The organism is Myxococcus sp. CA040A, assembly GCF_013336725.1.
Lineage (GTDB): Bacteria > Myxococcota > Myxococcia > Myxococcales > Myxococcaceae > Myxococcus > Myxococcus llanfairpwllgwyngyllgogerychwyrndrobwllllantysiliogogogochensis.
Genome location: NZ_JABUMR010000002.1, coordinates 1,191,345 through 1,217,568 on the forward strand (window position 1 = coordinate 1,191,345; position 26,224 = coordinate 1,217,568).

General features: G+C 69.4%; 16 protein-coding genes. 8 read left to right on the forward strand and 8 right to left on the reverse strand.

Going from position 1 to position 26,224, the window contains the following annotated elements; genetic code table 11:
• Positions 1 to 3 precede the first annotated feature (3 nt).
• The gene (locus HUA75_RS11435) at positions 4 to 792 is read right to left on the reverse strand and encodes a WbqC family protein (protein ID WP_174486374.1); all 789 of its coding nucleotides are present in this window, start codon (positions 790 to 792) and stop codon (positions 4 to 6) included.
• Positions 793 to 929: 137 nt separating this feature from the next.
• Here HUA75_RS11435 and HUA75_RS11440 point away from each other — a divergent pair, with 137 nt between their 5' ends.
• Positions 930 to 2,993: an ATP-binding protein gene (locus HUA75_RS11440; protein ID WP_174486375.1), complete on the forward strand. Its 2,064-nt coding sequence runs from the start codon at positions 930 to 932 to the stop codon at positions 2,991 to 2,993.
• Between the two features lie 21 nt (positions 2,994 to 3,014).
• Here the strand turns inward: HUA75_RS11440 and HUA75_RS11445 are convergent, their stop codons facing one another.
• Positions 3,015 to 3,806: a phytanoyl-CoA dioxygenase family protein gene (locus HUA75_RS11445; protein ID WP_174459306.1), complete on the reverse strand. Its 792-nt coding sequence runs from the start codon at positions 3,804 to 3,806 to the stop codon at positions 3,015 to 3,017.
• A gap of 118 nt (positions 3,807 to 3,924) precedes the next feature.
• Between HUA75_RS11445 and HUA75_RS11450 the strand changes: the two genes are divergently transcribed.
• The 3 genes from HUA75_RS11450 (at position 3,925) to HUA75_RS11460 (ending at position 7,067) form a co-directional block, all read left to right on the forward strand.
• Entirely contained in the window at positions 3,925 to 4,899 is a 975-nt protein-coding gene (locus HUA75_RS11450) for an alpha/beta fold hydrolase (protein WP_174466095.1), read from the forward strand.
• 84 nt (positions 4,900 to 4,983) lie between these two features.
• Positions 4,984 to 5,673, forward strand: a complete 690-nt coding sequence (locus HUA75_RS11455) for a response regulator transcription factor (RefSeq protein ID WP_141645150.1) — start codon at positions 4,984 to 4,986, stop codon at positions 5,671 to 5,673.
• Entirely contained in the window at positions 5,670 to 7,067 is a 1,398-nt protein-coding gene (locus HUA75_RS11460) for a HAMP domain-containing sensor histidine kinase (RefSeq protein WP_174463676.1), read from the forward strand. Before HUA75_RS11455 ends, HUA75_RS11460 begins: the two co-directional genes overlap by 4 nt.
• 66 nt (positions 7,068 to 7,133) lie before the next feature.
• Here HUA75_RS11460 and HUA75_RS11465 read toward each other — a convergent pair whose 3' ends face one another.
• From HUA75_RS11465 to HUA75_RS11480, 4 genes are all read right to left on the reverse strand, one after another.
• On the reverse strand, positions 7,134 to 8,642 hold the full coding sequence (locus HUA75_RS11465) for an ABC transporter substrate-binding protein (protein ID WP_254627492.1): 1,509 nt from the start codon (positions 8,640 to 8,642) through the stop codon (positions 7,134 to 7,136).
• 199 nt (positions 8,643 to 8,841) lie between these two features.
• Positions 8,842 to 9,975 carry an SCO family protein gene (locus HUA75_RS11470; RefSeq protein WP_254627493.1) on the reverse strand — a complete coding sequence of 378 codons (1,134 nt, stop codon included), beginning with the start codon at positions 9,973 to 9,975 and terminating at the stop codon, positions 8,842 to 8,844.
• Entirely contained in the window at positions 9,972 to 11,960 is a 1,989-nt protein-coding gene (locus HUA75_RS11475) for a YncE family protein (protein ID WP_174486376.1), read from the reverse strand. The genes HUA75_RS11470 and HUA75_RS11475 overlap by 4 nt, the downstream gene beginning before the upstream one ends.
• A gap of 93 nt (positions 11,961 to 12,053) precedes the next feature.
• Positions 12,054 to 17,222: a multicopper oxidase domain-containing protein gene (locus HUA75_RS11480; protein WP_174486377.1), complete on the reverse strand. Its 5,169-nt coding sequence runs from the start codon at positions 17,220 to 17,222 to the stop codon at positions 12,054 to 12,056.
• A gap of 576 nt (positions 17,223 to 17,798) precedes the next feature.
• Here HUA75_RS11480 and HUA75_RS46615 point away from each other — a divergent pair.
• From HUA75_RS46615 to HUA75_RS11505, 3 genes are all read left to right on the forward strand, one after another.
• Positions 17,799 to 22,136 carry a lamin tail domain-containing protein gene (locus tag HUA75_RS46615; RefSeq protein ID WP_254627494.1) on the forward strand — a complete coding sequence of 1,446 codons (4,338 nt, stop codon included), beginning with the start codon at positions 17,799 to 17,801 and terminating at the stop codon, positions 22,134 to 22,136.
• 81 nt (positions 22,137 to 22,217) lie between these two features.
• Entirely contained in the window at positions 22,218 to 23,000 is a 783-nt protein-coding gene (locus tag HUA75_RS11500; RefSeq protein ID WP_141645156.1) for an exodeoxyribonuclease III, read from the forward strand.
• Positions 23,001 to 23,020: 20 nt separating this feature from the next.
• Complete coding sequence (locus HUA75_RS11505; RefSeq protein ID WP_141645157.1) at positions 23,021 to 23,794, forward strand: 1-acyl-sn-glycerol-3-phosphate acyltransferase; 774 nt, start codon at positions 23,021 to 23,023, stop codon at positions 23,792 to 23,794.
• Positions 23,795 to 23,824: 30 nt separating this feature from the next.
• On the opposite strand, the gene HUA75_RS11510 is transcribed toward HUA75_RS11505, so the two are convergent.
• On the reverse strand, positions 23,825 to 24,370 hold the full coding sequence (locus HUA75_RS11510) for a hypothetical protein (protein ID WP_141645158.1): 546 nt from the start codon (positions 24,368 to 24,370) through the stop codon (positions 23,825 to 23,827).
• A gap of 338 nt (positions 24,371 to 24,708) precedes the next feature.
• On the opposite strand from HUA75_RS11510, the gene HUA75_RS11515 reads away from it, so the two are divergent.
• Entirely contained in the window at positions 24,709 to 25,572 is an 864-nt protein-coding gene (locus tag HUA75_RS11515; RefSeq protein ID WP_254627495.1) for a hypothetical protein, read from the forward strand.
• Between the two features lie 12 nt (positions 25,573 to 25,584).
• On the opposite strand, the gene HUA75_RS11520 is transcribed toward HUA75_RS11515, so the two are convergent.
• Positions 25,585 to 26,049 carry a universal stress protein gene (locus tag HUA75_RS11520; protein WP_141645160.1) on the reverse strand — a complete coding sequence of 155 codons (465 nt, stop codon included), beginning with the start codon at positions 26,047 to 26,049 and terminating at the stop codon, positions 25,585 to 25,587.
• Positions 26,050 to 26,224: the final 175 nt, after the last annotated feature.

Here is a 26,224-nt window from a genome sequence, read left to right on the forward strand (position 1 = left end):
CCGTCAGCTTCCGGCCGGCGCCGGTGCGAAGGGGCCCCACGGCGAGGGCTCCAACCACCGGCGCACCTCGTCCACCGGGACGTTGGACAGCACGTCGACAATCGACAGGCCCTGCACGAATCTCCCCTCGCGTCCCTGCGCGTAGGGCGGGTGCCGGAAGCGCTGCCACAACACTCGCACGTCCGCGTCCCGGAACAGGCTCACCTGGAGGTACAGCGAGGAGCCCAGCCCGGAGTAGTACGTGTGGGCCTTCAGTTGCCGGCAGTACTCCACCAGTCGCGCGGACTTCTCGTCGCCCTGGCGCTCCAGCGTGGACGCCAGGAGGATGTCTGGCTTCAGCCCCAGCGCTTCGTGGAAGAGCGCGGTGCTCCCCAGGAGCACCCGCAGCAGCGAGCCCGGCCCGGCTTCACGTGCCACACTGTCGTAGAAGGGCTCCAGCAACGGAAGTACCTGGGTGGCGAAATGGGGCCTTTGCCCATACAGCGTCACCAGCCTGCTCAGGTGCTTGCGTGCCCAGGGCTGTCGGGTGTCCACGGCCAGCTCGCCGATGAGCGTGTCGCGGTGTGGGTCCTCCAGCGGAATGGACAGCCATTGGAAGCCCGGCTCGGTGGGCGGAGGTGTGGGCACATTCGCTGGCAAGGCCACACGCGTCCTGCGTTGCCAACCACGCCGCAGCCATTGCACATTGTCGAGCACCAACATCGTGCCTGCGCGCGCCACCTGCTCGTAGAAGTCCACCCAGGGCAGGTAGTGGGGTTGCTCGGCGACGACGACTCCTGGACTGCCCGACACTCACGGCCTCTCTTCTGCTGAGACGTCCTGGGTTGGGTCGGCCCCTCACTCTGGACCGGCGCGGTGGATTCAGCCTCCTGCTAGACTGTAACATTCCAAAGACGGCCAGGGACCTTCGCCGCGGCGGGAAGGAACGGATGAAGTACCTGTGCATCAGCGCTGACCCGAGGCACCCCGTGGCGGAGGAGCTTCAGCGCCAGGGGCAGGAGGTGCTCGTTCGCGCGGACGCCTCGGAGGCCGGCGCGGAGCTGGTGCATGGCCGGGTGGACGTGCTCATCGTCGAGGCCGAGTCGCTCGCGGAGGACGCGCGCTGGCTGGACGCGCTGCGAGCGCGGGCGCGGCCCGAGGAGCCCCTGGTGCTGGGCGTGTCCCGCTCCGCGACGGAGGAGGTCCTGGCGCCCCTGCTGGCGGCGGGGGTGGACGAGCTGCTGGTCGTGCCCGTCTCCCCGGTGGAGGTGCGCGCGCGCAGGCACCTGCTGGAGCGTCGCGCGGCGAAGCGCCGGCACCACCAGAGCACGGAGGCGGCGGCGCGCGGTGAGATGGAGCGGCTGGCCTCCATCATCCAGACGCAGGCGGACGTGGCGCTGGCGGGGCTGGACCTGTCCGGGGTGATGCGCCTCTTGTGCGAGCGCGCGCGTGAGCTCTGCGGCGCGGACGGCGCGGCGGTGGCCCTGCTGGAGGATGGGTACGCGCAGTACCGCGTGGCCACGGGCAGTCTGTTGGCCCATATGGGCTTCCGCCTCCCGGTGGAGGGGAGCCTCACCGGCACCAGCCTGCTGCGTGGCGAGGTGATGCGCACCGACGACACCGAGGACGACGTGCGCGTCAACGTGCGCGCCACGCGACAGGTGGGCGCTCGCTCCATGGTGTGTGTCCCGCTGTGGCGCGAGGCCCGGCCGGTGGGCGCGTTGAACCTCATCTCCCGTCATCCGAACGCCTTCGATGACCGGGACGTGCGCACGCTGGAGTTGATGGCGGGTCTGTTGGGCGCGGCCATGGGCAACGCGGCCGAGGCCGAGGCGCGTCATGCCTTGATGGAGGAGCGCGCCGCGGCGCTCGCGGCCCTGCAGGAGTCGCAGGCGCTGTTCGCGGCCTTCATGAACCACAGTCCGGCGGTGGCCTACATGAAGGACGAGCAGGGCCGCCGCATCTGGGTGAACGAGCCGTACCGCCGCTTCTTCGGCCTGTCGGAGACCGCGAGCCTGGATCACCTGGATGACATGAACCTGATGCCGCCCGCGTCGGCGGAGCATGTGCGCCGCGAGGACCAGGCGGTGCTCGAGTCGGGGCAGCCCAGCGCGACGGAAGGCATGGTGCCCTCGCCGGACGGGTCCGAGCGGTTCTGGCTCACGTATCGCTTCATCGTGAAGGAGCACTCGGGGCGCAGGCTCCTGGGCGGCGTGGCGCTGGACGTGACGGACCGCAAGGCGATGCAGGCGCAGCTCGTGGTGTCGGACCGGCTGGCGGCGGTGGGCACGCTGGCGGCGGGCGTGGCGCACGAAATCAACAACCCGCTCGCCTTCGTGCTCTCCAACCTGTCCTTCCTGTCCGTGGAGCTCCAATCCGTGGCGCGCGAGTTGCCGCTGGGGCGCACGTCCGAGATGGAGGAGGTGCTGCGCGAGGCGGTGGATGGCGCGCACCGGGTGCGGCAGATCGTCCGCGACTTGAGGACCTTCTCGCGCGGGGACGACGAGGTGGCCACCGCCGTCAACCTCCAGGCGGTGCTGGAGTCCGCCATCACCATGGCGCGCGGCGAGCTGAAGATGCGCGCGCAGATCATCCGCGACTACCGCGACGTGCCTTCGGTGGAGGGCAACGAGGGGCGCTTCGGTCAGGTGTTTCTCAACCTGCTCATCAACGCCGCGCAATCCATTCCCGAAGGCAAGCCGGAGCACAACGAGGTGCGCGTCATCCTGCGCCCGTTGGGAGATCGGGTCATCGTCGAGGTGCACGACACCGGCGTGGGCATGACGCCGGAGGTGTGCGCGCGCATCTTCGACCCGTTCTTCACCACCAAGCCCGTGGGCGAGGGCACCGGCCTGGGCCTGTCCATCTGCCACGGCATCGTCACCGGCTTCGGCGGGGACATCTCGGTGGAGAGCGAGGTGGGCCGGGGCAGCATCTTCCGGGTATCGCTGCCCGTGGGCCAGCGGGCGCGGGAGCTCACGTCACCGACGCCCCGCCTGCACCTGGTGGGCTGAGCCGTCGCGCGGCCCGCGCCGTCACGGGGCCTGGTGACGGAACATGGGCGGGAAGACGCGCGGGGCCTTCTTCTTGCGCAAACAACGGGTGTCCGCGCTCATGTAGCAGGCGGAGAAGGCGCGGCGGCGCAGGCCGGGGCGGCCTCTGCCGGAGCGGTGCCACAGGTGGTTGTGGATGAGGATGACCTCGCCGGCGAGCGCGGGGAGGGGCAGGGCGCGGCGCTCCGCGTCCCGGGCGGCCACGGCGTCCGGAGGAATGACTCCGCCGAGCTCCGTCACCAGTCCGGCCTTGTGGCTGCCGGGCACCACTTCCAGACAGCCACCGTCTTCGGGGGCGTCATCCAGGGCCGTCCAGAGCTGGAGCTCCGGCTCTCGGGTGAGGCCCCACAGCCGACCGCCATCCTGGTGCCAGGGCAGGTTGCTGCCGCCGGCCTGACCCTTGTGAAAGAGGATGGCGCGATAGAGGACGATGTCGCCGGGGATGCGCGCGCGGACGACGCGCTCGAACAGCGGGTTCTCCATCCACGCGAGGAAGCGAGGGTCCTTCTCCAGCTTCTCCAGCTTGCGGTAGTCCAGCGAGGGCCCCTGCCAGCCCAGGCCCAGGGGGGCATCCTCGTATCGGCCGGTGGACGCATCCGGCTGGAAGAACATGCCGGGGTAGGTCACCCGGCCGAGCATGAGGTCGTCCGCACGCTCGCGCAGGGCCTCCAGTCCCGACTCGTCCAGGACTCGACCCAGCCGGGCATAGCCGTGCTCGGCGTAGTGCGCGAGCGCCCTCTCGATATCGACGTCCTCCGCATCCTCACGAAGCATGGCGCCCTCATACCCCGGACGCTCCATGGGTGGGAGTGTCACGGGACGGTGTTCCGCATCGCGGACGCGGGGACGGACCGCTTGCGCGCCCGCCGTCCCCGCACCATGGTGAAGGGGCATGCCCTATCGTCGCACCACGCGTTACGTCGTCGCTCCGGATGGGACCCGGGTGGCCTGGCACACCCATTTCGGTGACCTGCACGAGCAGGCCTCGGAAGGCGTCCTGAGGTCGCGTGCCACGGTGTTGCTGAGCAACGGCATTGGCACGTCGGAGAACTTCTGGCGGCACATCGTCACCAGCCTGGAGCAGGACCACCGGGTGGTGCACTGGAACTACCGGGGGCACGGTGGCAGCGAGGAGTCGCGCGGCGGCGACTACGACGTCTCCGTGCACGTGGGAGACCTGGAGCGAATCACAGAGGAGGTGATGGCTCGCGGAGACGGCCGGCCTCCGCACCAGGTGGCCTTCTCCATGGGCGTGCGCGTCCTGCTGGAGCTGTATCGGCGACGGCCGGACCTGGTGCCCGCGATGACGCTCATCGCCGGCACACCTGGGGCTCCGGGCTCGGGGGACCCGCGACTGGCCGCGCGCGCCGCCCTGTCCACCGTCCGCGAGGTCTTCCGGATGGCGACCCCCGCGGTGCCGCTGGCCACCCCGGTGGTGCGCGCGGTGCTGGGCAGCCGCTTCGCCTATCCCCTGGCGCGCGCGGTGGGGGCCTTGCGGCCTCGCGCGCCTCGGGACGACATCAGTGAGTTCCTGCGGGCGCTGCGAACGATGAGTCCGCGGGCCTACTGGTACACGCTGCGCGGGCTGGCGGAAGGCCACGCGTGGGACGTGCTGCCCTCCGTGAAGATACCCACGCTCATCATCGCCGCGCGCGACGATACCCTGGTGCCCCTGCGGGAGATGATCCGCATGCGCGATGCACTGCCGCATGCCCACTGGATGCAGGTGGATGACGCGGGCCACGCGGGGCTGCTGGAAGCGGGGACGGAGATCTCCGACGCCGTGCGCTCCTTCCTCATCGAACATGGGATGCGGCCCGACGCGTCCCCGTCGTCTCGCGAGTCACGGCCCTCCTCTCCGTCGTGAGCCCCAGGGCGCGGCCGTCACCTGGATGGCACTGGCAACGCGCCCACGGGGCGTGAAAAGCTGGGCACGCAGGGGGGCGTGTACTTGAGACTTTTGCTCGTCGAGGACGAAGAGAAGATGGTGGCCCTGCTCCAGCGGGGATTGACGGAGGAGGGCCACACCGTCGAGGTCTGCACCCGAGGACGCGAGGCGTTGGAGCTCGGCACCCGGGATGGATACGAAGTCATCGTCCTGGACTGGGCGCTCCCGGAGGTCGATGGCGTCACCCTGCTCAAGCACTGGCGGAGCGTGGGGGTTCGCACGCCGGTGCTGATGCTCACCGCGCGTGGCACCACGCCGGAGAAGGTGATGGGGCTGCGCTCGGGCGCGGACGATTACCTGGTGAAGCCCTTCGACTTCGAGGAACTGCTGGCGCGGTTGGAGGCGTTGGCTCGGCGGGGTGAATCAGAAGATGGCCCTGTGCGACTGGGCGGCGTGGTGATGGACCCTCGCCGCCGGGTGCTGTGCCGGGGTGGACGCGAGGAGCCGCTGACGGCCCGGGAGTTCGCGCTCTTCTCCGCGCTGGCGAAACACCCGGGTGAAGCGCAGGTGCGCGCCCGGTTGATGACCCAGGCCTGGGGCCCGGACTTCGAGGGGCACGGCAATGTGCTGGATGTGTACGTGGGCTATCTGCGCGCGAAGCTGGAGCGCTTGCAGGCCTCTGACGTCACCATCCGCTCCGTGCGCGGCGTGGGCTACAAACTGACGGTGTCCACGACGGATGAAGCCTCGTGACACTCACGCGGCGCCTCTGGTTGCTGGGGGCCCTGGTCCCCGCGCTGGCGATGCTCGTCGCGCTGGGGCTGGCGGGACAGCTCTTCCGCTATGACCTGGAGCGCTCGTTGGACCGTGCGCTGCTCGCGCAGGCGGCGGTGGAGAGCGTCAGCCTCTTCGATGGTCCCGGGCAGAAGGTCCACCTGCACATGGCGGTGTCTCCGTTGCTCGACCAGGTGCGGCCCTTCGCGCCCCATGGCTATCTCTACGGGCCGGATGGAACGCTCGTGGTGAGGTATCCGCAAGGTCCGGCGGGTGTGACGGGGCTGGAGGAGCGACTCGTTCCAGGGGCGCCCGGGGGCGAGCCCCAGCTGGTGACGCAGGTCGCCCCGGATGGAGAGCGGTGGCGCGAGGTGCGCGTGAATGTGCGCTCTCCGCATGGTGAGCGCTATGCGCTGCGGTTGTCGGCATCGCTGGGGCAGGTGGATGGCTCGGTGGTGACGTACTACCGGATGGCCTTCTCGCTGTCGGCGATGCTGGGGCTGGCCTTGCTGGTGCTGCAGACGACACAGGCGAGGACGCTGGCACGAAGGCTTGCGGCCATCACCCGGCACCTGGGCCAGTTGCGTGAAGGCGACTTCTCTCGTGCTCCCGTGGAGGACCAGGAGCGGGACGAGATAGGCCAGTTGCGAGCGGTGCTGGCGGAAGCGACGGAGCGGCTGCGCGGTGCGCGCGAGACGCAGGAGCGACTCATCGCGGGCGCGGCGCATGAGCTGCGCACTCCGCTCACGTTGATGCGCACCAGCATGGACCTGGCGTTGCGGAGAGAGAGGACGCCGGAGGAGCTGCGCGCCAGCATGCTCGACTCGCGGCGAGAGGTGGACCGGTTGGCGGTGCTCGCGGGCAACCTCCTGGACCTCGCGGTGGCGGGGCGGGGGGCGTGGGACCGGAAGCGGGGAGACCTGTCTCAGCTCGTCATGCAGGCGGTGGAGGGCGCCCGTGCGGAAGCCGAGCGGCGGGGGATGCTGATTCGATTGGATGCGCCCGGTCCCGCCGAAGCGAGCTTCGATGCGGGGGGCCTGCGGCAGGCCGTGGACAACCTGCTCTCCAATGCCCTGAAGTTCTCGCCGGAGGGAGGAGAGATTCACGTGCGGCTGATGCGGGAGGGAGGGCGCTATCAGGTGCGCGTGGCGGACCTGGGACCGGGCATCCCTAGGGCCGAGCGCGAGGCCGTGTTCGAGCCCTTCCATCGCGTGCTGGATGACGTGCACACGTCAGGCACGGGCCTGGGGCTGGCCATCGTCCGCGAAGTGGCGGAGCAACACGGTGGCCGCGCCTACGTCGCTCCGGAGCCGAGGGACTCTGGGACGGAGATGGTCATCGAGGTGCCGGTAGCGCTGCATGCGGCGGCGTGAGGGGCCGCGGGTGCTCCTCGATGTGCACCAGGCGGGGACATGGGCCGGATGCCCGCACACCCGTCGCTAGGGTGTCAGCGGTATCCAGTCGGACGCGGCGACGAGCTGGTTCGTGGTGGGGTCCAACGCAGCGAGCTGTCCTCCCTGGATGCCCACGCGGCGATTGACGCCGAAGGTGACGGGAGGGGAGACGCCGGTGTCGAAGTCGCGCAGGGCTTCCAACTGTTGCGTCAGGCTGGCGCGAGTGACCTCCGCGCCCGTACGGGTGAGGGCTTCCACCAGCACACGTGCGGCGGCGTAGGCGCCGAATTGAAACGAGGAGTGCCCTGGAGCCAGGCCGTGGCGCTTCATGAACGAGACGAAGTCCTTCAGCTCGGGGGCGCGTTCTCCGAGTCCCGCGGGGTAGAGGAAGTGGATGCGCTCTGTCGATGCGCCCACCACCTCGGGGATGGCGAGACTCGCGGGCGCGAGGACTCGCACCGTGGGGGCACTGGCCTCCAGAGCGCGCAGCAAGGTGGCCAGCCCCTCGGGGGTTCCCGCGTACAGCACGGCGGGCGGAGGCGCGGAGGCCCAGCGCTCCACTGGGAGAGTCCGATCCGGGAGTGTCAGCTCCACGGGGGAGAGGAACTCCCGGCGAGTCGTCTCGGCGCGCACGGCCTGTGCCCAGGCCTGTCCCGCTTCTCCTCCGGTGTGGACGACGACGAGTGGCTTTCGTCGCAGCTCGGACTCTCGTGTGTTTGCGAGGGACTGCACCGCCAGCCGCGCGAGTGAGGGCTCATCCGGGTACAGGAAGAACACGGGGCTGTCCTCCTCGGAAGTGCCTCCGGTCAAGGCCAGTGGCAGCACGAGGGGAGCACCTTCCGCGGCGAGCCTCGTGTCGGAAGGAAGTGGACCCCGGCGCATGCTGGCCCCGAGCGCGAGTACGCCTCGGTCCAGCAACCGCGTGGTGGCGTCCGGGGTGACGCGCTGGGGACCTTCTGTCTCCACCCGGGTCGGGTTCTCACGTGCCAGCAACCCCGTGGCGGTCTCAGCGTTCGAACGAGTCACGCTGCGTGGTTCATGGAGCGCGGCGTCGTCTTCGACGACCAGCTCCAGCTTCCTTCGGAAGATGCCACCACTGGCGTTCACGTCCGCGAACACCGCGCGCACCACGGCTGCCGCCTCCTGTCCCAGCGGCCCCAGTCTTCCCGTGAGGGGCAGCGCCGCGCCCACCGTGAGCGTAGTGGGGGAGACTCCCGGGTCTGGATGCTCACCAAGCTGAACCAGGTACGCGAGCAGCTCTTCTCGCTCCGCATCATCCAGCACGTAGCGAGGCATGGTCATCCCCAGCTCGCGTCCACTCGCGGAGCGGCCCTCGGTGATGGCACGCAGCAACGTGGCACGCGAGTACGCGGGGCGGGCACGGTCCTCGACCTCGCCCACCGCCCGCGTGCGCGAATGTCCGAGGGCGCCGGGTGTGATGTCGGGCACCTCCACGCCGCCTTCGCGACTGCCACGACCCGAAGGTCCATGACAACGGGCGCATGCGGCCACCTCACCACTCAGCTCCACGCGCTCGGGCGCGAGGAAGCCCATGAGCGGCGCTCCGCGGACGCTCTGTCCGCGCTGGAAGAGGCTTCGCCCTCGCTTCGCTGCCTGCGGGTCCACGGGAGCCGGGACCGGCTGTTTACATCCCAGCCATACCGATGCCAGGACCACGAGGACCCACCTCGCGTCACGTGCCCCTCGCGAGACTCCGAGTGCGCGGGCTCCGTCATGCATCGTCGGCATGCCGTTACCTCGGGTCGTTCAAGTGCTCGACGGCGTAGACGATGTTCTCCACGCGGGCCATCGCCGGAGACTTCACCCACATCCCCGTGGCCGAATCGCCGATGAGCAGCGTGGTGTTGTGCGCATCCGGGTCATCGACGTAGCCCCCCAGCTTCTTGAGCACGAGGGTGATGTTCTCCCTCGCGCCCGTGAGGAAGTACCAGCCGGGTTGGACGCCGAGCTTCTTCGTGAAGGTGCCCAGGCTCTTCGGCGTGTCGTTGGCGGGATCCACCGAGAGGGTGATCATCGTGATGTCCTTGCCCACGCGCCCGCCGAGCTTCTCCTGCACCTGCGTCAGGTGCTTCGTGATGGGCGAGCACGCGCCCTTGCACGCGGTGAAGGCGAAGTTGATGAGCACCTTCCGGCCACGCACCAGGTCCTCGTAGAAGCGGTGCGTCTTGCCGTGCTGGTCCACCAGCTCCGTGTTGGTGAAGTACTTCGCGGCGGCGGCGTCCTGGGCGGCGGCGTCGCGGGCCTGGGGCCCCAACTCCGTGGGGCCGGCGGAGGCGGCCTGGACTTCATGGATGGCGGAGAGGATGGCGCTCGGACTGCCCAGCCCGTCCACACGCGTCCACGTGTTCGACACCGCGTTGCCCACCAGGACGGTGGGACGGTGCGCCTCCTTGTCCGGCACATAGCCGCCGAGCGCCACCAGCGCCTCCTTCACCTTCGCCGGTTCGCCCGTGAAGAAGGACCAGCCAGGGCCTGGCTTGAAGGGCTCGGCGAACCTGGCCATGCGCTCGGGCGTGTCGTTGGCCACGTCCAGCGTGATGGAGATGAAGCGCACGTTGCTCCGCGGGCCCAGCTCCTTCTGCACCCGTGCCACCGTCGCCGTCATCGGCGAGCAGATGGTCTTGCAGCGCGTGAAGATGAAGTTGATGGCCACCGTGTGGCCGCGGACCAGGTCCGTCCACAGCTTCACCTCGCGGCCCGTCTGGTCCACCAGCGCCACGTCTGGCACCTCCACGTCCAGCGACGGGGCAGAGGAAGCGGCCCTGGGCGTCGGCACCGCGACCTCCTGCGCGAGCACGAGAGGGGCCCACACCAGGGCCAGCGTAAGGCTGCTGATTTTCAGGGGAGACACCAGGCGCGGCATCATCGGTGGACCTCGGAAGCGGACGCGGTCGTCGCGGCGGGAGCCTCGACAACGCCCAAGGTGAAGTGAGGCAGCCGGCCCAGGTCGATGCTCCGACTCTCGACGCCCACCACGAGCTTGTACTGGCCCGGTGTCGGCGGGGTGAAGTCCACCTCGAAGCCGCCGTCGGCGGTGCGCCGGGGCTCCGTGCGCCACTGCCAGGTGCCGGGCGTCTTGAACAGGAGGACGCGAATCTCCTCGGGCTGCACGGGGGGCATGCCCGTCATGCCCGGGGTGGGCTCCAACTTGAAGCGCAGCGGCGTGGTGGTGCCGGCGGTGAGCAGCGTCTTCGGGTCGAACGCGGGAGTGAGGGTCAGCGGGAGCTTCTTCGCGAGCGCCGCGTCCTCGGGAATGCCGCCCACCTGCCACTGCATGCAGACGATGGCGCGGGGGTTGTCCAGGAGCAGCTGCACGTCGTAGGTGCCGTTCTCCCGCACCGTGGCCGTGGCGGAGTAGACGCCTGCCTCCACCTCGCGAAGTGAGCGGTCCAGGACTCGCACGGCGCGGGGCTCTCTGCCGTAGTTCAGGTGGGTGCCTCGCGGCGCCATCATTCCCTCCTGGTAGAGGAAGAGGGCCCGGTCCGCGGTGCCGGCGACGATGACGCCGTTGCCTTCGGGCAGCGCGGCGATGGGGTCCGAGCGGCCCAACCCACGAGACTCCTCGGGCGCGCGCTGTCCCATGGTGACGTTCACCACGGAGGGCGTGCCGGTGCCCTCCAACGTGTTCAGGTCCACCAGGGACACGCGCCCGCTGGTGGTGTTGCGCACGTACCCGAAGGACTCGGTGAACACGACGGAGTCCGGCGCGGAGAAGCCGGTGAGCGCGTGGGCCACCCGGCTGCGCGCGGCGTCGAGGACGTCCACCGCGCCCGCTTCCGGGTACAGCAGGAAGGCCCAGCGGGCGGAGCGGTCGAACCGCAGCGCGCCCGGCCCGGCCTTCACGGCGATGCGCCGCGACACCTCGCGCCTCTCGGGGTCCACCACCAGCACCTCGCTGGAGCGGGGCTGGACCACGAAGAGGGCTCGAGCCACGGGGCTCCAGGCCACGTCACCCGCGCCCACGCCCACCTTCACGGTGCCCAGCACCTCGCGAGAGGCCACGTCGACGGCGGTCAGCACGTCCGCCTCGGTGCTGGTGACCCAGGCGGTGCGGCCCTCGTCGGAGAAGGCGAACTCGTGGCGGCCCGCGCCCACGCGCAGGGTCTCCACCTCCGCGTGGGCCGCGGTGTCGAGGACGCTCACGGTGCCGTCCCCATCGTTGCTCACCCACGCGGTGCGGCCATCCGGCGCCACCGCGATGCGGCCCGGCTGCTGTCCCACGCGCACCGTCCGCGTCGCGAGGAAGCGCTCCATGTCCACCACGGACACGCTGTTGCCGGAGGCCACCGTCACGTAGAGCGCGGAGCGGTCGTTGAGCATCGCCCAGTCGGCAGCCTCGCCGCCCACGGACACGAGGCTGTGCAGCTTGGTGCGCTCGAAGGCGATCTGCGGGTTGATGACCGACACCGTGTGGTCATGGTTGAGGGTGAGGAACCAGTAGGCGTTCAGGTCCACGTCCGCGCGCGCGGAGAGCAGGCCGCCCAGATAGGTCTTCACGCGCGCCGTGCAGGCCGCGTCGTCCAGGGGCGCGGCGCCCTTCTCCCGCAGCGACATCCAGCCGAGCACACGCCGGCCCTGGAGCGGCGCGTGGGACTTCGCGTCCTGGAGGACGAAGCGCGCGGTGCCCTGGAGCGGCGCGCCGGCCGCGGCCTCCCGGGGACGAGGGGTCAGCGATAAATCGAACCGCACCGAGACACCCTCGCGCTCGGCCAAGACGGGTTCCGGGGCGGGGAGGGGCGGCGCGGCCGCGGGGACGTCCGGCTGTGCTCGAACGCGGAGATTCCATCCGACGGCGCTGAGTGCGCCCACGGACAGCAGGCCGAGGGTGGTGAAGACAAGGCTCTTGCGCATGGTGCGGGGACTTCCAGGGACACCGAAGAGAGAGAAGGGGGGCGACGCGGTCAGAGGTGGACCGCGTCGCCCGGAACCGACAGAGAGCAACCGCTACTTCACCCGGTACACGCCCCACAGGCCGCCAGCGCTCCACAGGAAGCTGGCGTGGTCCCGGTAGAGGTAGTCGCCCTTGACGCTGGAGGCACCGCCCGCGCCGTACTCGGGGATCATCGTGTACGACTGCATCACCGACGCTCCGCCCTGGGTGGAGATGATGGGTGACGTGGCGTTGGGGCCCATGACGCGCGACTGGCTGCCCGCGAGCCACGGGTTGCGGCGCCACTCCGCGCCATGCATGGAGATGGCGTGCTGACGTGAGTGACCGGAGGGATGGCCGAAGCGCCAGCGCACCGGGTCGTTCACCTTGACCTCGAACACGGGCGTGGCCGGGTCGCCATGCGCGGTGGAGCTCAAGATGTCGCGCAGGTCGTAATCGTTGAGCGTCTCCATGTCCGTCTGGGGCGGCACGCCCAGGCGGGCCCACAGGGGCTCGGTGCGGTAGTTGAAGCCCTTCTGTCCGGTGTCCTGCGAGTCGTCGATTCCCGCCGTGTTGCGCAGCGCCGTGCCGCTCTCCAGGCCATCCGTGTCCCAGAAGGTGGAGTCATCGCTGTGCAGGCCCAGGTCGTCCTGGAAGAGGGCGACGAACTCGCGGAACGTCTCCGGCTTGCCGTCGGCCCGGGTGTACGAGACGTAGGCCTGGGCCTCCGTGCCGGGGTCGGCCGTCCATGCGGCGTCAGCGGGCTCGATGACGAGCGCGCCGATGGCGCCGTGCATGCCGTGGTTCACCACGTCCGCCATGTTGCGCAGGTTGACGATGCCGAACTCCATGGGCGTCCTGCGGCCCCAGGGGAACGGGGTGCCAAACGGCGAGCTCTTGAACTCACCGGCGAACCACCGGTACGCGCGCGTGCCGCCGGGCGGAACCGTCTGCACCGCGTTGAGGCCCACGTTGGCGCCGTCGTCCACGTTGACGTCGTAGTTGACGAGCTGCGGATGCAGCGACACGTGGTTCGACATCCGCACCTGGTTGACGTTGAAGCGCGGAGTGATGGCCGAGTGGTGCGCCCAGACGTACGACTTCGGCAGGGGGGTGGATGGCAGCCGGTTGGTCAGGATGACCTGGATGCACTCACCCGCGCGGGCCCTGAGGATGAGCGGCTCCGGCTTGCGCGTGCCGGCCTTCAGCCCGGCCAGGTGCGCGTCCTGCGCGAAGATGATGGCGTCCGGGTCGTAGATCTTGTGCGCGTCGTTGTAGACGAGCCGCTTGCCGGCGATGTGGTTCTTCGCGTCGATGGCGGAGACCCGGTACAGCCGCACCGGCGAGCCCTTCGGACACGAGTCCGTCTTGATGGGCTTGATGCCGAACCACTGGAGCGCCTCGTACTGGAGCACCAGGTCCTTGTCGATTCGCATCATCCCCTCGCGGTCCGCCATGAGGTGCTCGACGGTGCGCTGCTTCACCGGCTTGCCCGTCTCGTCCACCTCGTAGGAGTCCTCCACGGAGTCGCGCTCCTTCTCCGGATCCAACACCTCCAGGCCCGCCTCGTCGGGCAGGTCCAGCAGGGTGAACGGCGGGTAGGGCTGCACCTCTCCGTTCGCCGCGCCCCGGGTGGCGACAGACTGGAGCTTCGGGTTCTCGTCCGCGGCCAGCAGGGCCACGTCCGCCAGGGTGCGGGTGTTGCGCAGCCGGTTCTTCGTCGTGCGGAGGATGCCCCACATGCCGTTCCACAGGTCGCCCGTGGAAGCGCTCATGTACATGTAGTCCGCCGTCTCGTACGGGCCGATGATCTGCGGCAGGCCGCCGGTCAGGTTGAACTCGAACTTCTCCGAGATGCCGATGGGCTGCGCGTTGTAGAAGCCGCTGTCCGGGTCGTACAGCTCCTTGAGCCACTTGTTGCCGTGGAGGGTGAAGGAGTGCTGCTCCTCCTGTGAGCCCTGGATGAGGCGGATGCGGATGTTGTCGCCCGGGTTGCCGTACATCACCGGCGTGTACGGGTCGCCGTGGATGTCCGAGCGGAAGACGTTGGCCATGTCTCCGCGCGTCCCGCTGCGCTGCACCCGATCGCTGCAACTGAGGCGCGTGGAGATGCGGTGGGGGATGGGCTCGTTGTGGTAGTTGATGGTCATCCCGCCCGGGTCGGCGGCGCTGATGGCCTCCGGCATGGGTGTGGACTCGAATCCGACCGCCCACGGCAGCTTCTCCTCCTTGTAGTTGGGCGGGTTCACCGGCTTGCCGCACTCGTCGTAGAGGGGCACGTAGTCCGCGAAGGCGATGGCGAACTCGCGGAAGCTGTTGGCCGGGTTCGCGGTGATGATGTCCGCGCTCCAGCTCGTCGGGCCACCGTCCGCCACGCGCGAGCCGTAGAAGATGCCCGTGCGAGGGTCCCTCCACTTGGAGCCCTTCGGTTCGACGATCAGCGCGCCGTAGAAGCCGTGCTGCTGATGGGACGACGGGCCGAAGTGGTCGTGGGTGAACACGGTCTCCAGCGGGTGCTCCTTGCCCGAGTCGCTGAGCAGCGGGTCCGCCCACCAGCGCTGCACGCTGGTCTGCGCGGTGCCCGGCGCGCGGGGGATGCGCGGGTGAGACGCGGGCGCGGTGAGGTACACGCGCGCGCCCGTCTCGCCCACGTTGCCATCCGCCACGAAGGCGCCGCCCGCCGCGTTGGCCAGGTGGATGCGGTGCGCCACCGTGTCCGAGGACAGCGTGCCGTCCTCGTAGTTCCAGCCGTTGCCGGCGCCGTCCGCCGCCGTCACGTCGAACTTCACCAGGTGGATGTGCTGACCGATGATGTCCGTGGGCGTGTAGATCTGGAAGTCATCCGGTGCCAGGTGCGCGGGGATGAGGTTGGTGGCGTAGAAGTTGATGCACTCGCCCGACTCGGCGCGGAAGAAGAAGGGCTCTGGAGGCCGCTTGCCGTCCTGGGTCGCCGGCACGTCCTCGTTGAGCACCATCAGTCGCGCCTGCGGGTCATGCCAGCCGGCCCGGTTCACCCGCTGCATGGCGATTTGGAGATAGGTCGCGCGGTAGTTGCGCTTCGTCGTGCGCGCCGGACACGGGTCCGCGAAGGGCGCGCCTGCGACGGGGGGCCGGCCGTTGACGAGGAACTTCCCGGTGCCGCCCAGCGCGGTGTAGCCGGGGTAGTACCTCACCGTCTCCGCGAAGACGGGGTCGTTGTGGAGCGGCACGATGGAGGGCGCGGTGGCGCCGATGGAGCTGGGGAAGTCGCCGGAGTGGAAGGCCATGGCGGCCTTCTCCGTCGGGGTGCCGGCCTGGGGCAGCAGCTTGATGTTGAGCGCCGTCGGGTCCACGTCGAAGCGCCCCGAGTTGCCATAGACGACCGGGCCCACCGCGTTGGTGACGATGTGGCGCGGCAGACCGCCGTCGAACTCCAGGTCCAGGGGCGCCTGGGGCGTCCGGCGGCCGGGCATGCCCGGGATGTAGAAGGGGTAGCCGGGGAACGCGGGCCGCGTCATCGGGCCCGACGGCGTGCTCACCGTGGTGGCGACATACGTGGGCATGGGCGGCATGGCCCGGCTGGGGATGGGGATGACGGCCGGGTTGGGCGTGCCGTTCTTGATCTCCGCGTCGGGCAGCACGCGGTCCTTGGTGCCGGCCTCGAACACGTCATGCACGCGCCACAGCGCCCACATGCCCTGGGCGAAGTGGGGATACAGGTGGCAGTGGTGGATGGAGTCGCCCACGGTGAGGTTGCGGTTGCCGGAGCCTCCGAAGTTGATGTCGTAGGTGAAGGCCGAGCCGGGGCTGACCGTCTGCGAGTCCAGGTAGTTGGAGTCCTGGGCGCCGGGGGAGTACTTCCACTGGTGGGCGTGGAGGTGGAAGACGTGGGTCTCCGCGGGGCCCGCGTGGATGTTGCGGATGCGCACCGGGTCGCCCAGGTAGCTGTGGTGCACGTTGGTCGGGTCGTCCGGATAGAGCGCCGCCACGGCCTTGCCTGAGGCGTCCTTCTCCACGTTCATCGCCGGGTCGCCATTGGCCCAGGACTCGAGGAAGAACTCCTCGTACTCGCAGGTGACGCAGTCCTTGGTGGGGCCAATCTTCGCGCGGTTGGCGATGAGCTCCGCGCCCAGGCCCGCCACGCCGTAGTTCACCCCGAAGCCGTCGCGGACGCTGTGGAACGTCGGGTTCCACTCCAGCTCGTCGAAGGCCTGAACCGCCTTGATTTCATCGTGGTAGATGGCCGTGAGTTCGCGGAAATGGCCCTGGTCGATGGACGTCCGGGTGCCCACCGACGTGCCCTTGTAGCCGGTGATGATGGCCTCCAGGTCGCCGTGACGGATCTGCCGATTGGCGTCCAGGATGGCCAGGTACGGACGGTTGGAGTCATCCAGCTTCTCGTACTGGATGAGCGGCGTGCCGTCCGGGTTGGTGCCCGTGGTGACGGACTTGAGCACGGTCGCGCTCACCTTGGAGCGGTACCAACTGCTGCCCGCGGGCTCCACGTTGACGGCGCCGAAGAGGCCCTGCGCGGTGGAGCCTCCGTCGCCCTCGCCGCCGAAAGAGGCTCCCATGCTGTGGAAGAAGAAGACGCCCTCGTGGTCGGCGTACCACTCGTAGTCGAGCGAGCCTCCGGAGGGCACGAGGCTGCTGGGGTTGTAGCCGACGTTGGCGCCGTCGGAGAGGATGTTCCGGTACTGCAGGCCCTGCACGTGGATGGAGGCGTGGCGCGTGGCGGGGGAGTTGTCGCGGTGGTCGCTGTCCGCCTCCTTGTCCTCGCCGAGCCAGAACCACCGGCCGCCCACCGCCTCGCCCTTGATGAGCGAGAGGACGGCGTCATACGAGGGCGTCCACACCCAGAGCGGCAAGAGCTTGCGCAGGAAGCTCTGCGTGGTGGAGCCGCCCGCCTTGCTCGGGCCGGGCTGGGACTCCTCCGCGCTGGGAATCGCCGAGCGGGTGGGGGCCAGCCAGTTGGTGAACTTCACGTGGAGGCAGTCCCCCACGTTGGCGCGCAGCGTGAGCGGGCGGGGGCGCTTGTTCGTCTTCAGGCGCGCGTTGCCGGGCCCCGCGGGCTTGCTCGGGCTGATGGCCTCCACGTCCTCACGGAGGGCGTAGATCATGCCCGTGGGGTTGAAGGAGCCCAGCCGGTTGTAGGTGTAGACCTGGTCCAGCGCCACCACGTCCGCGAAGATCGTCCGCGTGCACGTGGGCTCCGCGACCGCCTGTGGAGAGGACCCCACCAGCTTCTCCTGCGTGGGCGCCATGGGCTGGTGGCCTGGCGCGGCCCGCGGGGACGCGTCGGTTCCGTCCGGTTGGCAGGCGAGGCTGGAGACCAGCGCGGCCGCCAGGAAGGATCGCCCGAGCGTGGGCGCGACCCGGCCTCCGGGTAGGAGTCTCCCCCCCGGGTGTTGTCGATTCTTGGTTGAAGACACACATCCCCCTGAACCGCCCTCGCTGAGAGCGATTTCATGATTAAGCCGTGAAACACGACCTTTGTGTTTCTGAGAGACTTCTCAAGAAACACAGACATCCAGTCCGTGTTTCCGATGTCTCACTATGGGCGTCGCCGACGGGAAGTAAACACTCCGCGTAAGCGTCCGGACTCGCGACACTTCGTGCCCGCACTGGGAGGTTGTCTGAGAGGATTCAAAGGAACAGGGATGTGGTGGTTAACCCTTAGAGTCTCTAAAACACGGGAATTGCCCGAGTTTTCCTGGGGTGGAAAGCACCCCCGGAGTTGCATTTTGCTACGGTGTTGTTGAAATTTTGCTGATTGAAAGATGCATGACGGTTGTAGGATTCAGCCCCCCGCAGGTTTGCCACTCCGGAGCGTCCCCTACATGTCCTGGTCTTTCCGCCAACTGCTGGCGCCTCTTACGGCGCTGCTCCTGGTCGTCTCAGCTTGTGATGGTGACGACCCTCCTTCCAACCCTGTCTGTGGAAATGGTGTCGTCGAAAGTGGCGAGCGCTGTGACGACGGCAACACCACCAATGGGGATGGCTGTGAAAGCAGCTGTCAGCCGACGCCTGACGCGGGCACGGATGCCGGTCCCACGGTACCTGACGCGGGTGAGCCGGATGCCGGTGAGCCGGATGCGGGTCCCGTAGAGACGGACGCGGGCACGGATTCGGGCACGGACGCTGGCCCGGTGGAGACGGACGCGGGCACGGATGCGGGCCAGGTGGAGACGGACGCCGGTCCTGTCGAGACGGACGCCGGCACGGATGCTGGCCATGTGGAGACGGACGCCGGTCCTGTCGAGACGGACGCCGGCATCGACGCAGGCCCCGGGGAGACGGATGCGGGTCCGGTGGAGACGGACGCGGGCACGGACGCCGGTCCTGTGGAGACGGACGCGGGCACGGATGCCGGCCCGGTGGAGACGGACGCGGGCACGGATGCCGGCCCGGTGGAGACGGACGCGGGCACGGATGCCGGCCCGGTGGAGACGGACGCGGGCACGGATGCCGGCCCGGTGGAGACGGATGCGGGGACGGACGCCGGTACTGGCGAGCCGGATGCGGGCTCGGGGAGCGATGCCGGCACGGACGCTGGCTCGGGTGAGACCGTCGTGATGTGCCCGGCGGCGAACCTGCCGCCTCCTCCGACGGGGTCCTGCTCGGTGGAGTCGGGCGGCGCGGCGCGACTGTTCACGGGCATCATCCTGGCGCCGGACAAGGTCTACCAGGGCGGGCAGATGCTCGTGGACTCCGCGGGCATCATCCAGTGCGTGAGCTGTGATTGCTCTCAGACGCCAGGCGCGTCCACGGCCACTCGCGTGACGTGCCCGCAGGCGGTGGTGTCGCCGGGTCTCATCAACTCGCATGACCACATCACGTTCCAGGCGGCGCCCTACGTGGCGACCGGCTCGACGGTGGAAGAGCGCTACGAGCACCGCCACGACTGGCGTGAAGGCAACAACGGCCACACGCGCATCTCCGCGGGCGGCACGACGAACGCGGATGGGATTCGCTGGGGCGAGCTGCGCCAGGTCATCGCGGGCACCACGTCCATCGCCGGTTCGGGTGGCGCCAAGGGGTTGCTGCGCAACCTGGATGCGCCGAACCTCTCCGAGACGGGCAGCAACCAGGAAGGTCTGGGGGCGGGCTCGGGCGCGAACTACCAGACGTTCCCGTTGAGCGACAGCGACGGTCGCGAAGTGGCGAGCGGCTGTGGCTACGCGGGCATCGACACGCCGTCGGACATTCCGGCCGCCTCGGCCTATCTGCCGCACATCGCCGAGGGCATCGAGGGCACCGCGCGCAACGAGTTCCTCTGCCTCTCCGGTCAGCAGTCCGGTGGCCAGGACATCCTCAGCCCGCGTACGGCCATCGTCCATGGCATCGGGCTGCGCGCCGCCGACATCTCCATGATTTCGGGCAAGGGCAGCAGCCTCGTCTGGTCGCCGCGATCCAACATCGGCCTGTATGGCGATACCGCCGCCGTCCCGCTCTACAAGTCCCTGGGCGTGAACATCGCGCTGGGCACCGACTGGCTGCGCTCCGGCTCCATGAACGTCCTGCGTGAGCTGCGCTGCGCGGACTCGTTGGACAGCGATTACTTCAACAACTCGCTGACCGACGCGGAGACGTGGGCGATGGTGACTGGCAACGCGGCCCACGCGTTCCAGGCCACGAACACGGGCGCGCTGGCTCCGGGCAAGCTGGCGGACGTGGCCATCTTCCGGCTCAACGGCCATGTGGACTCGCCGTACCGCGCCGTCATCATGGCGGAGCCCGCGGACGTGGTGCTGACGATGCGCGGCGGCACGCCGCTCTACGGTGAGGCGGCGGTGGTCACCGCCCTGGGTGGCGCGAGCTGCGACACGCTGGACGTGTGCGGCGCGATGCGCTCGGTGTGCCTCCAGTCGGAGATCAGCACGTCGCTGGACACGCTGAGATCGCGCAACAACGGCGCCTACCCGCTGTTCTCCTGCACCGTGCCGGCGAGCGAGCCGGTGTGTGAGCCGCGCCGCGCCTCCACGGACTCCCGCTACCCGGCCTCCGTGACGGGCTCCACCGTCTACTCCGGTGACCCCACCGGCACCGACGTGGACGGCGACGGCATCTCCGATGCGCAGGACAACTGCCCGGCGGTCTTCAACCCCGTGCGCCCGATGGATCAGGGCCTCCAGCGGGACGAGGACGGCGACAACGTCGGTGACGCGTGCGACGTGTGCCCGCTGAACGCGAACACCACGCTGTGCGCGCGGCCCAACCCGAACGACTCGGATGCCGACGGCGTCATCAACGCCGTGGACAACTGCCCGGGTGTGCCCAACGCCGACCAGGCCGACGCGGATGGCGACGGACGTGGCGACGTGTGTGACATCTGCGCGGCGCCCAACCCGGGCGACACGGCGTGCCCGCTGTCCATCTACCAGGTGAAGGAGCCGGCTCCGGGTGGAGGCTCGGCGTGGGTGGGCCAGCGAGTGGGCCTGTCCAACGTCACCGTCACCGGCGTGGGCAGCACGGGCTACTTCGTCCAGGTCAACCCGTTGGATCAGGGCTACCAGGGCGCGGACTACTCCGGCGTCTTCGTCTTCACCCGCACGGCGCCCCCGAGCAACGTGGTGGCGGGCGTGCGAGTGAACGTCAACGGCACGGTGGCCAACTACTTCGGTCAGCTGCAGATCGCCACGCCCACGGCGACCATCGTCAGCCAGGGCAGCACGCTGCCGGCTCCGCAGGTGGTGACGCCCGCGGAGATCGCCACGGGCGGCCTGCGCGCCGGTCCGCTGGAAGGCGTGCTGGTGCGGGTGTCTCAGGTGGACGTGACGAACATCGCGCCCGCGCCGGGTGGCGGCGAATCCGCGCCCACCAGTGAGTTCGAGGTGAACGGCTCGCTGCGCATCAACGACTACCTGTACGCGTACCCGATGCCGGCGCTGGGAGACCGGTTCTTCTCCATCACCGGCGTGCTGGAGCTGCGCAATGACCACTCGAAGATCGAGCCGCGCTCGGCCGCGGACCTGGTGCCCGCGGGGACGGGCGAGGCGACGCTGGCCTCGCTGGGCCCCACGGGCGTGTTCGTGCGCTCGGGCTTCAACGGGCCCACGTTCCCCGAGCCGCTGACGGTGACACTCAGCGGTCCGGCGCTCCAGGACACGGTGGTGACGGTGGCGTCGTCCAGCCTCGCCGTCTCCGTGGAGAATGGGCAGGTGGTGATCCCCGCGGGCCAGCGTTCCGCGGTCGTCATCCTGAGCGCTGACGCTTCGCAGGACCCGGGTGTGGAGAAGGCCACGCTGACGGCCAGCCTGGGCGGCGTGACGCGCGACGCCCTGGTGCAGGTGCTGGCCGCGGATCAGCCGGCGGCGCTGGCGCAGCTGTCGCCCGAGGTCGCCGTGGTGACTGGGGGCTCCTCGTTCGCCTTCACGGTGACGCTGGACGTGCCTCCGGCGGTGGACACCGTGGTGGAGCTGGCGGTTCAGCCGGCCAGCCTGGGCGCGGTGCCGGCCCAGGTGCTGGTGCGGGCCGACACGCTGTCCGCCAAGTTCGACCTGGTCGCGGCCAACGCCAGCGGTGAAGGCCTGGTCGTGGCCACGCTGGATGGCCAGACGGTGTCGGCGCAGCTTCGCGTGACGGACGCACCTACGGGCGCGGACCACATCGTCATCAGCGAGGCGGCTCCGGCGGGCGCGGGCAACACGAACGACGAGTTCATCGAGCTGTTCAACCCCACCGCCACCGCGGTGGACCTGTCCGGCTGGAAGGTCCAGTACAAGAGAGCGATTGGCGGCACGTACCAGTCCTACACGCTGCCGGCGGGTGCCATCATCCAGCCTCGCGGCTTCTACCTCGTGGTGCACGGGCAGTACTCGGGCACCGTGAGCGGCGATGCGAGCTGGGGCACGGTCTTCTCCATGCAGGCCAGCGCGTCGGGCGGAGGCAACCTGCGCATCGGCCCGCCGGGGCTGGGCGTGAACGTGAACGACCCGGCCACGGTGGATGCGGTCGCCTACGGCACCGGCGATGCCCCCGAGGGCACGACCTTCTCGTCCATGCCGGCGGCGGCGGGGAGCTTCGAGCGCAAGGCGACCATCTCCTCCACGGCGGCCACCATGGAGAACGGCTCGGATGCGACGGCTGGCAACGGGTATGACTCGCAGGACAACGCGTCCGACTTCATCCTCCGGACGACGCGTCAGCCCCAGAACTCCTCCAGCGCCACGGAGTAGTTGACGGGCATCCCCCGCCCCTACCGGTCTCTGAACCGGTAGGGGCTGGAAAACCCGGCCCGGCCGGGTCATAAGCGTTCCGTGCGAGTCGTCTCATGGAACGTGAATGGACTGCGTTCGGCCCACGGCAAGGGCTTCTTGCCGTGGTTGTCGGGCGCGAGGGCGCAGGTGGTGGCGCTGCAGGAGGTGCGTGCGCGCGCCGACCAGCTGCCCAACGAGGTCCGCACCCCGCCCCGATGGAAGACGCACTTCTCGTCCGCGGAGCGCCCTGGTTACAGCGGCGTGGGCCTGTTCTCCCGAGATGAACCCGACGCGGTGGAGACCCGTCTGGGCATCCCGGAGATGGACGTGGAGGGCCGGCTCCAGCTCGCCCGCTTCGGCAAGCTCACGGTGGCCAACGTGTACTTCCCCAACGGCAACGGGAAGGACCGGGACCTGAGCCGCATCCCCTTCAAGCTGTCCTTCTACCGACGCCTCTTCGCGGAGCTGGAGAAGCCGCTGCGCGATGGTGGGCGGGTGCTCGTGGTGGGCGACTTCAACACGGCGCATCAAGACATCGACCTGGCGCGTCCCCGGGAGAACCGCGAGACGAGCGGCTTCCGTCCGGAGGAGCGCGAGGAGCTGGACCGGTGGCTCCGGGCGGGCTGGGTCGACAGCTTCCGACACTTCCACAAGGGCGGCGGCCACTACTCGTGGTGGAGCCAGCGCTTCGGGGTGCGGGAGAAGAACATCGGCTGGCGTATCGACTACGTCCTGGCGTCTCCCGGAGCCATGGCCTACGTCAAGCGCGCCGCCATCCACCCCGACGTGTCGGGTTCGGACCACTGCCCGGTGAGCGTGGACCTGGACTCCGCTGTCCGCTGACGATTGCTCGAGGCTCTCTCATGAACGCACTGCTCTCCATCTGGACCTGGGTCGAGATTGGAATCGTCGCGCTGGTCGGTTTCTTCGTTCAGCTCGTCATCGCCATCTTCACGTTGCCGTTCGACAAGACGCGCTATGCCACGGGCCGGTGCTTCCGGATGGTGGGCGTCACCGCGGCGAAGCTGACGCCGTACTGGCGCTTCCGGGTGCACGGCGCGGTGCCGGAGCGGGTGGCCCCCAACACGGTGGTGGTGAGCAACCACGAGTCCAACGCGGACCCGTTCCTCATCTCCCATCTGCCGTGGGAGATGAAGTGGCTGGGCAAGGCCAACCTCTTCAAGATTCCCGTGGTGGGGTGGATGATGAGCCTCGCCGGCGACATCCCCGTGCACCGAGGAGACCGCGAGTCCGCCACGGGCGCCATGGCGCGCTGCAAGGAGTGGATGGAGAAGGGGATGCCGGTGATGATCTTCCCGGAGGGCACGCGCTCGAAGACGGACGAGCTGTTGCCCTTCAAGGACGGCGCGTTCCGGCTGGCCATCGAGCGTCAGGCGGACGTGCTGCCGCTGGCGGTGAGCGGGACGCGCAAGGCGCTGCCGAAGCACTCGTGGCGCTTCTCCACGTCGCGCGGCATGGTGACGGTGGGCACGCCCATCTCCACCAAGGGCATGACGATGGATGACCTGGAGAAGCTCAAGACGCTGGCGCGCGAGCAGATCCTCTCGCTGCGCGCCTCGCTCCAGCCGTTGACCCGGGACGCCGACTCCGCCCCGGATACCGTCAGCGCCGCGTAGCACCCCACGCGGGCTGGGAGGGGACGTCGTTCAGACGTCCTTGTCTTCGCCCTTGTCCTCGTCGTCCTCGTCGATGATGTGACAGCCCGTCTCTTCCTCGAGCGCTTCCTCGATGAAGCCGCGCAGCAGGTCCTTGCCGCCAATCTCGAAGGACAGGCTGACCCGGTCGCCGCCGATGACGCCGTCCTTGTCCACGGTGAGCTTGCCGCCGAGGGCGATGGCGCTGCCGTCCACGCGCGCGCCGTTCTGGATGCGGACCTCCCCACCCATGGAGACGGCGTCGCCCGTCACGCGGGCGCCGGCCTCGACGATGACGCGGCCCCGGATGGCGACGGCGTCGTCGACCCTGGCGCCCTTGCGGATGATGACGTTGCCGTCCACGGCGACCGCGTCCGTCACCTTGTCCCCGGCCTCGATGACCAGGTCCGTGCCCTGCACCGCGCGGCTGCCATCCTTGGACGTGGTGGCGCAGACGACCTTGATGTCGTTGGGCTTCTTCGCCGCGTCATCCGCCGCGAAGGCCGGGAAGGTGAGGGTGGCGGCGAGGGCCAGGGTCGGCAGCAGCGATGAGCGCATGGGCGGGCTCCTGAGACATCCGAGTTGAGAGGCCTACGGACGAGGGCTCGCACTGATTGCATGGGGCGGTTGCTCCAGCCGGTGCGGGCCAGGGCACGCGCCTTGCTGTACGGTGTCCATCTGGCCCTGTCCCGAGGTCCGCACTGGCCGCTCCTTCGACGCAGCACGACGACTCCACCGACCTCACCATCTGGGTCTATGCCTTCGGGTACTTCGCGGCCTATGCCCCCTACAGCGCGCTGACGAAGGCGTTGTCGAGCGGCTCCCTGCCGGGCATGGAGGAGGGCATCGTCGGCTTCACGTTGCTGCCGGTGAGCGCGGCGACGTCGATGGTGGGCATGTTCATCTTCCTCACGCTCAAGCGCTGGTGGCGCTTCGCGGGGCACCGGAAGGTGCTGGGCCTGCGGGTGCCCTCGCCGGGGCCGTGGACCTTCCTGTCCGGGATGTGCTCGGCGGCCATCATCGGCACCACGACGCTGGCGTACACGCTGGAGGGCACCTCCATCGTCTTCATGATGCTGCTGATGCGCGGCGGCGTGCTGGTGCTGGCGCCCGTGGTGGACGTCCTGAGCCGCAGGCGTGTGCGCTGGCCCTCGTGGGTGGCGCTGGGCTTGAGCTTTTCGGCGGTGGTCGTCGCGTCGGGAACGGATGCGCGGGCCACCATGACGGTGGTGGCCATGGTGGACGTGGGCGTGTACCTGCTCAGCTACTTCATCCGGCTGCGCGCCATGAGCCGGCTGGCCAAGTCCGAGGACAAGTCGCTGTCCACGCGCTACTTCGTTGAGGAGCAGATGGTGGCCACGCCCTTCCTCGTGCTCGTGCTCGCCGGGGTGGCGCTCTGGGGTGGCTCCGCCGCGGCGCTGGACATCCGCGAGGGCTTCACCGGCATGTTCGCCCGGGGGCGGCTGTTGGAGGAGGTGCTGGTGGGCCTGCTGTCCCAGGGGACCGGCATCTTCGGCGGGCTCATCCTCCTGGACGCGAGGGAGAATGCCTTCTCCGTGCCGGTGAATCGCGCGTCCAGCGTGCTCTCTGGCGTGGTGGCCACGGTGGGGCTGTCGCTGTTCCTGGGGCTGCCCGGCGTTGGGACGCGCGAATTGCTCGGCGCCGCGCTCGTCATGGTGGCCATGTCGGTGCTCGCGGTGCCCACGGTGCTCGCGGCCCGACGGCGGGAGGCCGCCACGCGGGCGGCGCTCGGGCGCTAGGGGCGGTGCTCGCTACTTCTTGTCCGGCGCGACGTGCAGCGTGAGCACCGGGCACGGCGCGCGGGAGACGATCTTCTGCGCCACGCTGCCCAGCAGGAGTCGGGGGAGTCCCCGGCGGCCGTGGGTGCCCATGATGATGAGGTCGAAGCCCTCCTGCTCCGCGAGCTCGAGGATGGTGGAGGCAGCCTCGCCCACCAGCACCCGGTGCTTCAGCGTCACCTGCGGGGGCTCCATCTGCTGGAGGAGGGTCGCCAGCTCCTTGCGCGCCGTGTCCATGGCGACCTGCTCCAGCGAGAGGGCATTCCAGCCCGGCGCGGCCACCAGCAGGTCCGGCGCGACGTATTGAGGGGGCTCCCAGGCGTGAACCACCTCCACGGAGGCGTTGAAGGGCCTCGCCAGGTGCAGGGCGTAGTCGATGATGGTGCGAGAGCCCTCGCTCAAATCGATGGGAACGAGAATGCGGGACGGTGCGGCCATCGGCGGCTCCTCGGTGGTTGGAAAGGCCCCTGCTAGGGGAATGGGGCCGGAAGACGCTCAGTGGAAGTTCCATGCCAGGGCTTGCCCGCCTGCTCGTACCCGTGCGCGCGCAGAGCTTGCGGGGAGGCGAGCGCGCTCCGCGATTCGTGCGCAGGATGGCCACCTGAACGAAGAC

Bases quoted from the DNA above. Each gene is read 5' to 3' on its own strand.
- HUA75_RS11440 (WP_174486375.1), top strand. From the start codon at position 930: ATGAAGTACCTGTGCATCAGCGCTGACCCGAGGCACCCCGTGGCGGAG.
- HUA75_RS11445 (WP_174459306.1), bottom strand. From the start codon at position 3,806: ATGCTTCGTGAGGATGCGGAGGACGTCGATATCGAGAGGGCGCTCGCG.
- HUA75_RS11450 (WP_174466095.1), top strand. From the start codon at position 3,925: ATGCCCTATCGTCGCACCACGCGTTACGTCGTCGCTCCGGATGGGACC.
- HUA75_RS11465 (WP_254627492.1), bottom strand. From the start codon at position 8,642: ATGGGCTTCCTCGCGCCCGAGCGCGTGGAGCTGAGTGGTGAGGTGGCC.
- HUA75_RS11470 (WP_254627493.1), bottom strand. From the start codon at position 9,975: ATGATGCCGCGCCTGGTGTCTCCCCTGAAAATCAGCAGCCTTACGCTG.
- HUA75_RS11475 (WP_174486376.1), bottom strand. From the start codon at position 11,960: ATGCGCAAGAGCCTTGTCTTCACCACCCTCGGCCTGCTGTCCGTGGGC.
- HUA75_RS11480 (WP_174486377.1), bottom strand. From the start codon at position 17,222: ATGGCGCCCACGCAGGAGAAGCTGGTGGGGTCCTCTCCACAGGCGGTC.
- HUA75_RS46615 (WP_254627494.1), top strand. From the start codon at position 17,799: ATGTCCTGGTCTTTCCGCCAACTGCTGGCGCCTCTTACGGCGCTGCTC.
- HUA75_RS11505 (WP_141645157.1), top strand. From the start codon at position 23,021: ATGAACGCACTGCTCTCCATCTGGACCTGGGTCGAGATTGGAATCGTC.
- HUA75_RS11510 (WP_141645158.1), bottom strand. From the start codon at position 24,370: ATGCGCTCATCGCTGCTGCCGACCCTGGCCCTCGCCGCCACCCTCACC.
- HUA75_RS11515 (WP_254627495.1), top strand. From the start codon at position 24,709: ATGTTCATCTTCCTCACGCTCAAGCGCTGGTGGCGCTTCGCGGGGCAC.
- HUA75_RS11520 (WP_141645160.1), bottom strand. From the start codon at position 26,049: ATGGCCGCACCGTCCCGCATTCTCGTTCCCATCGATTTGAGCGAGGGC.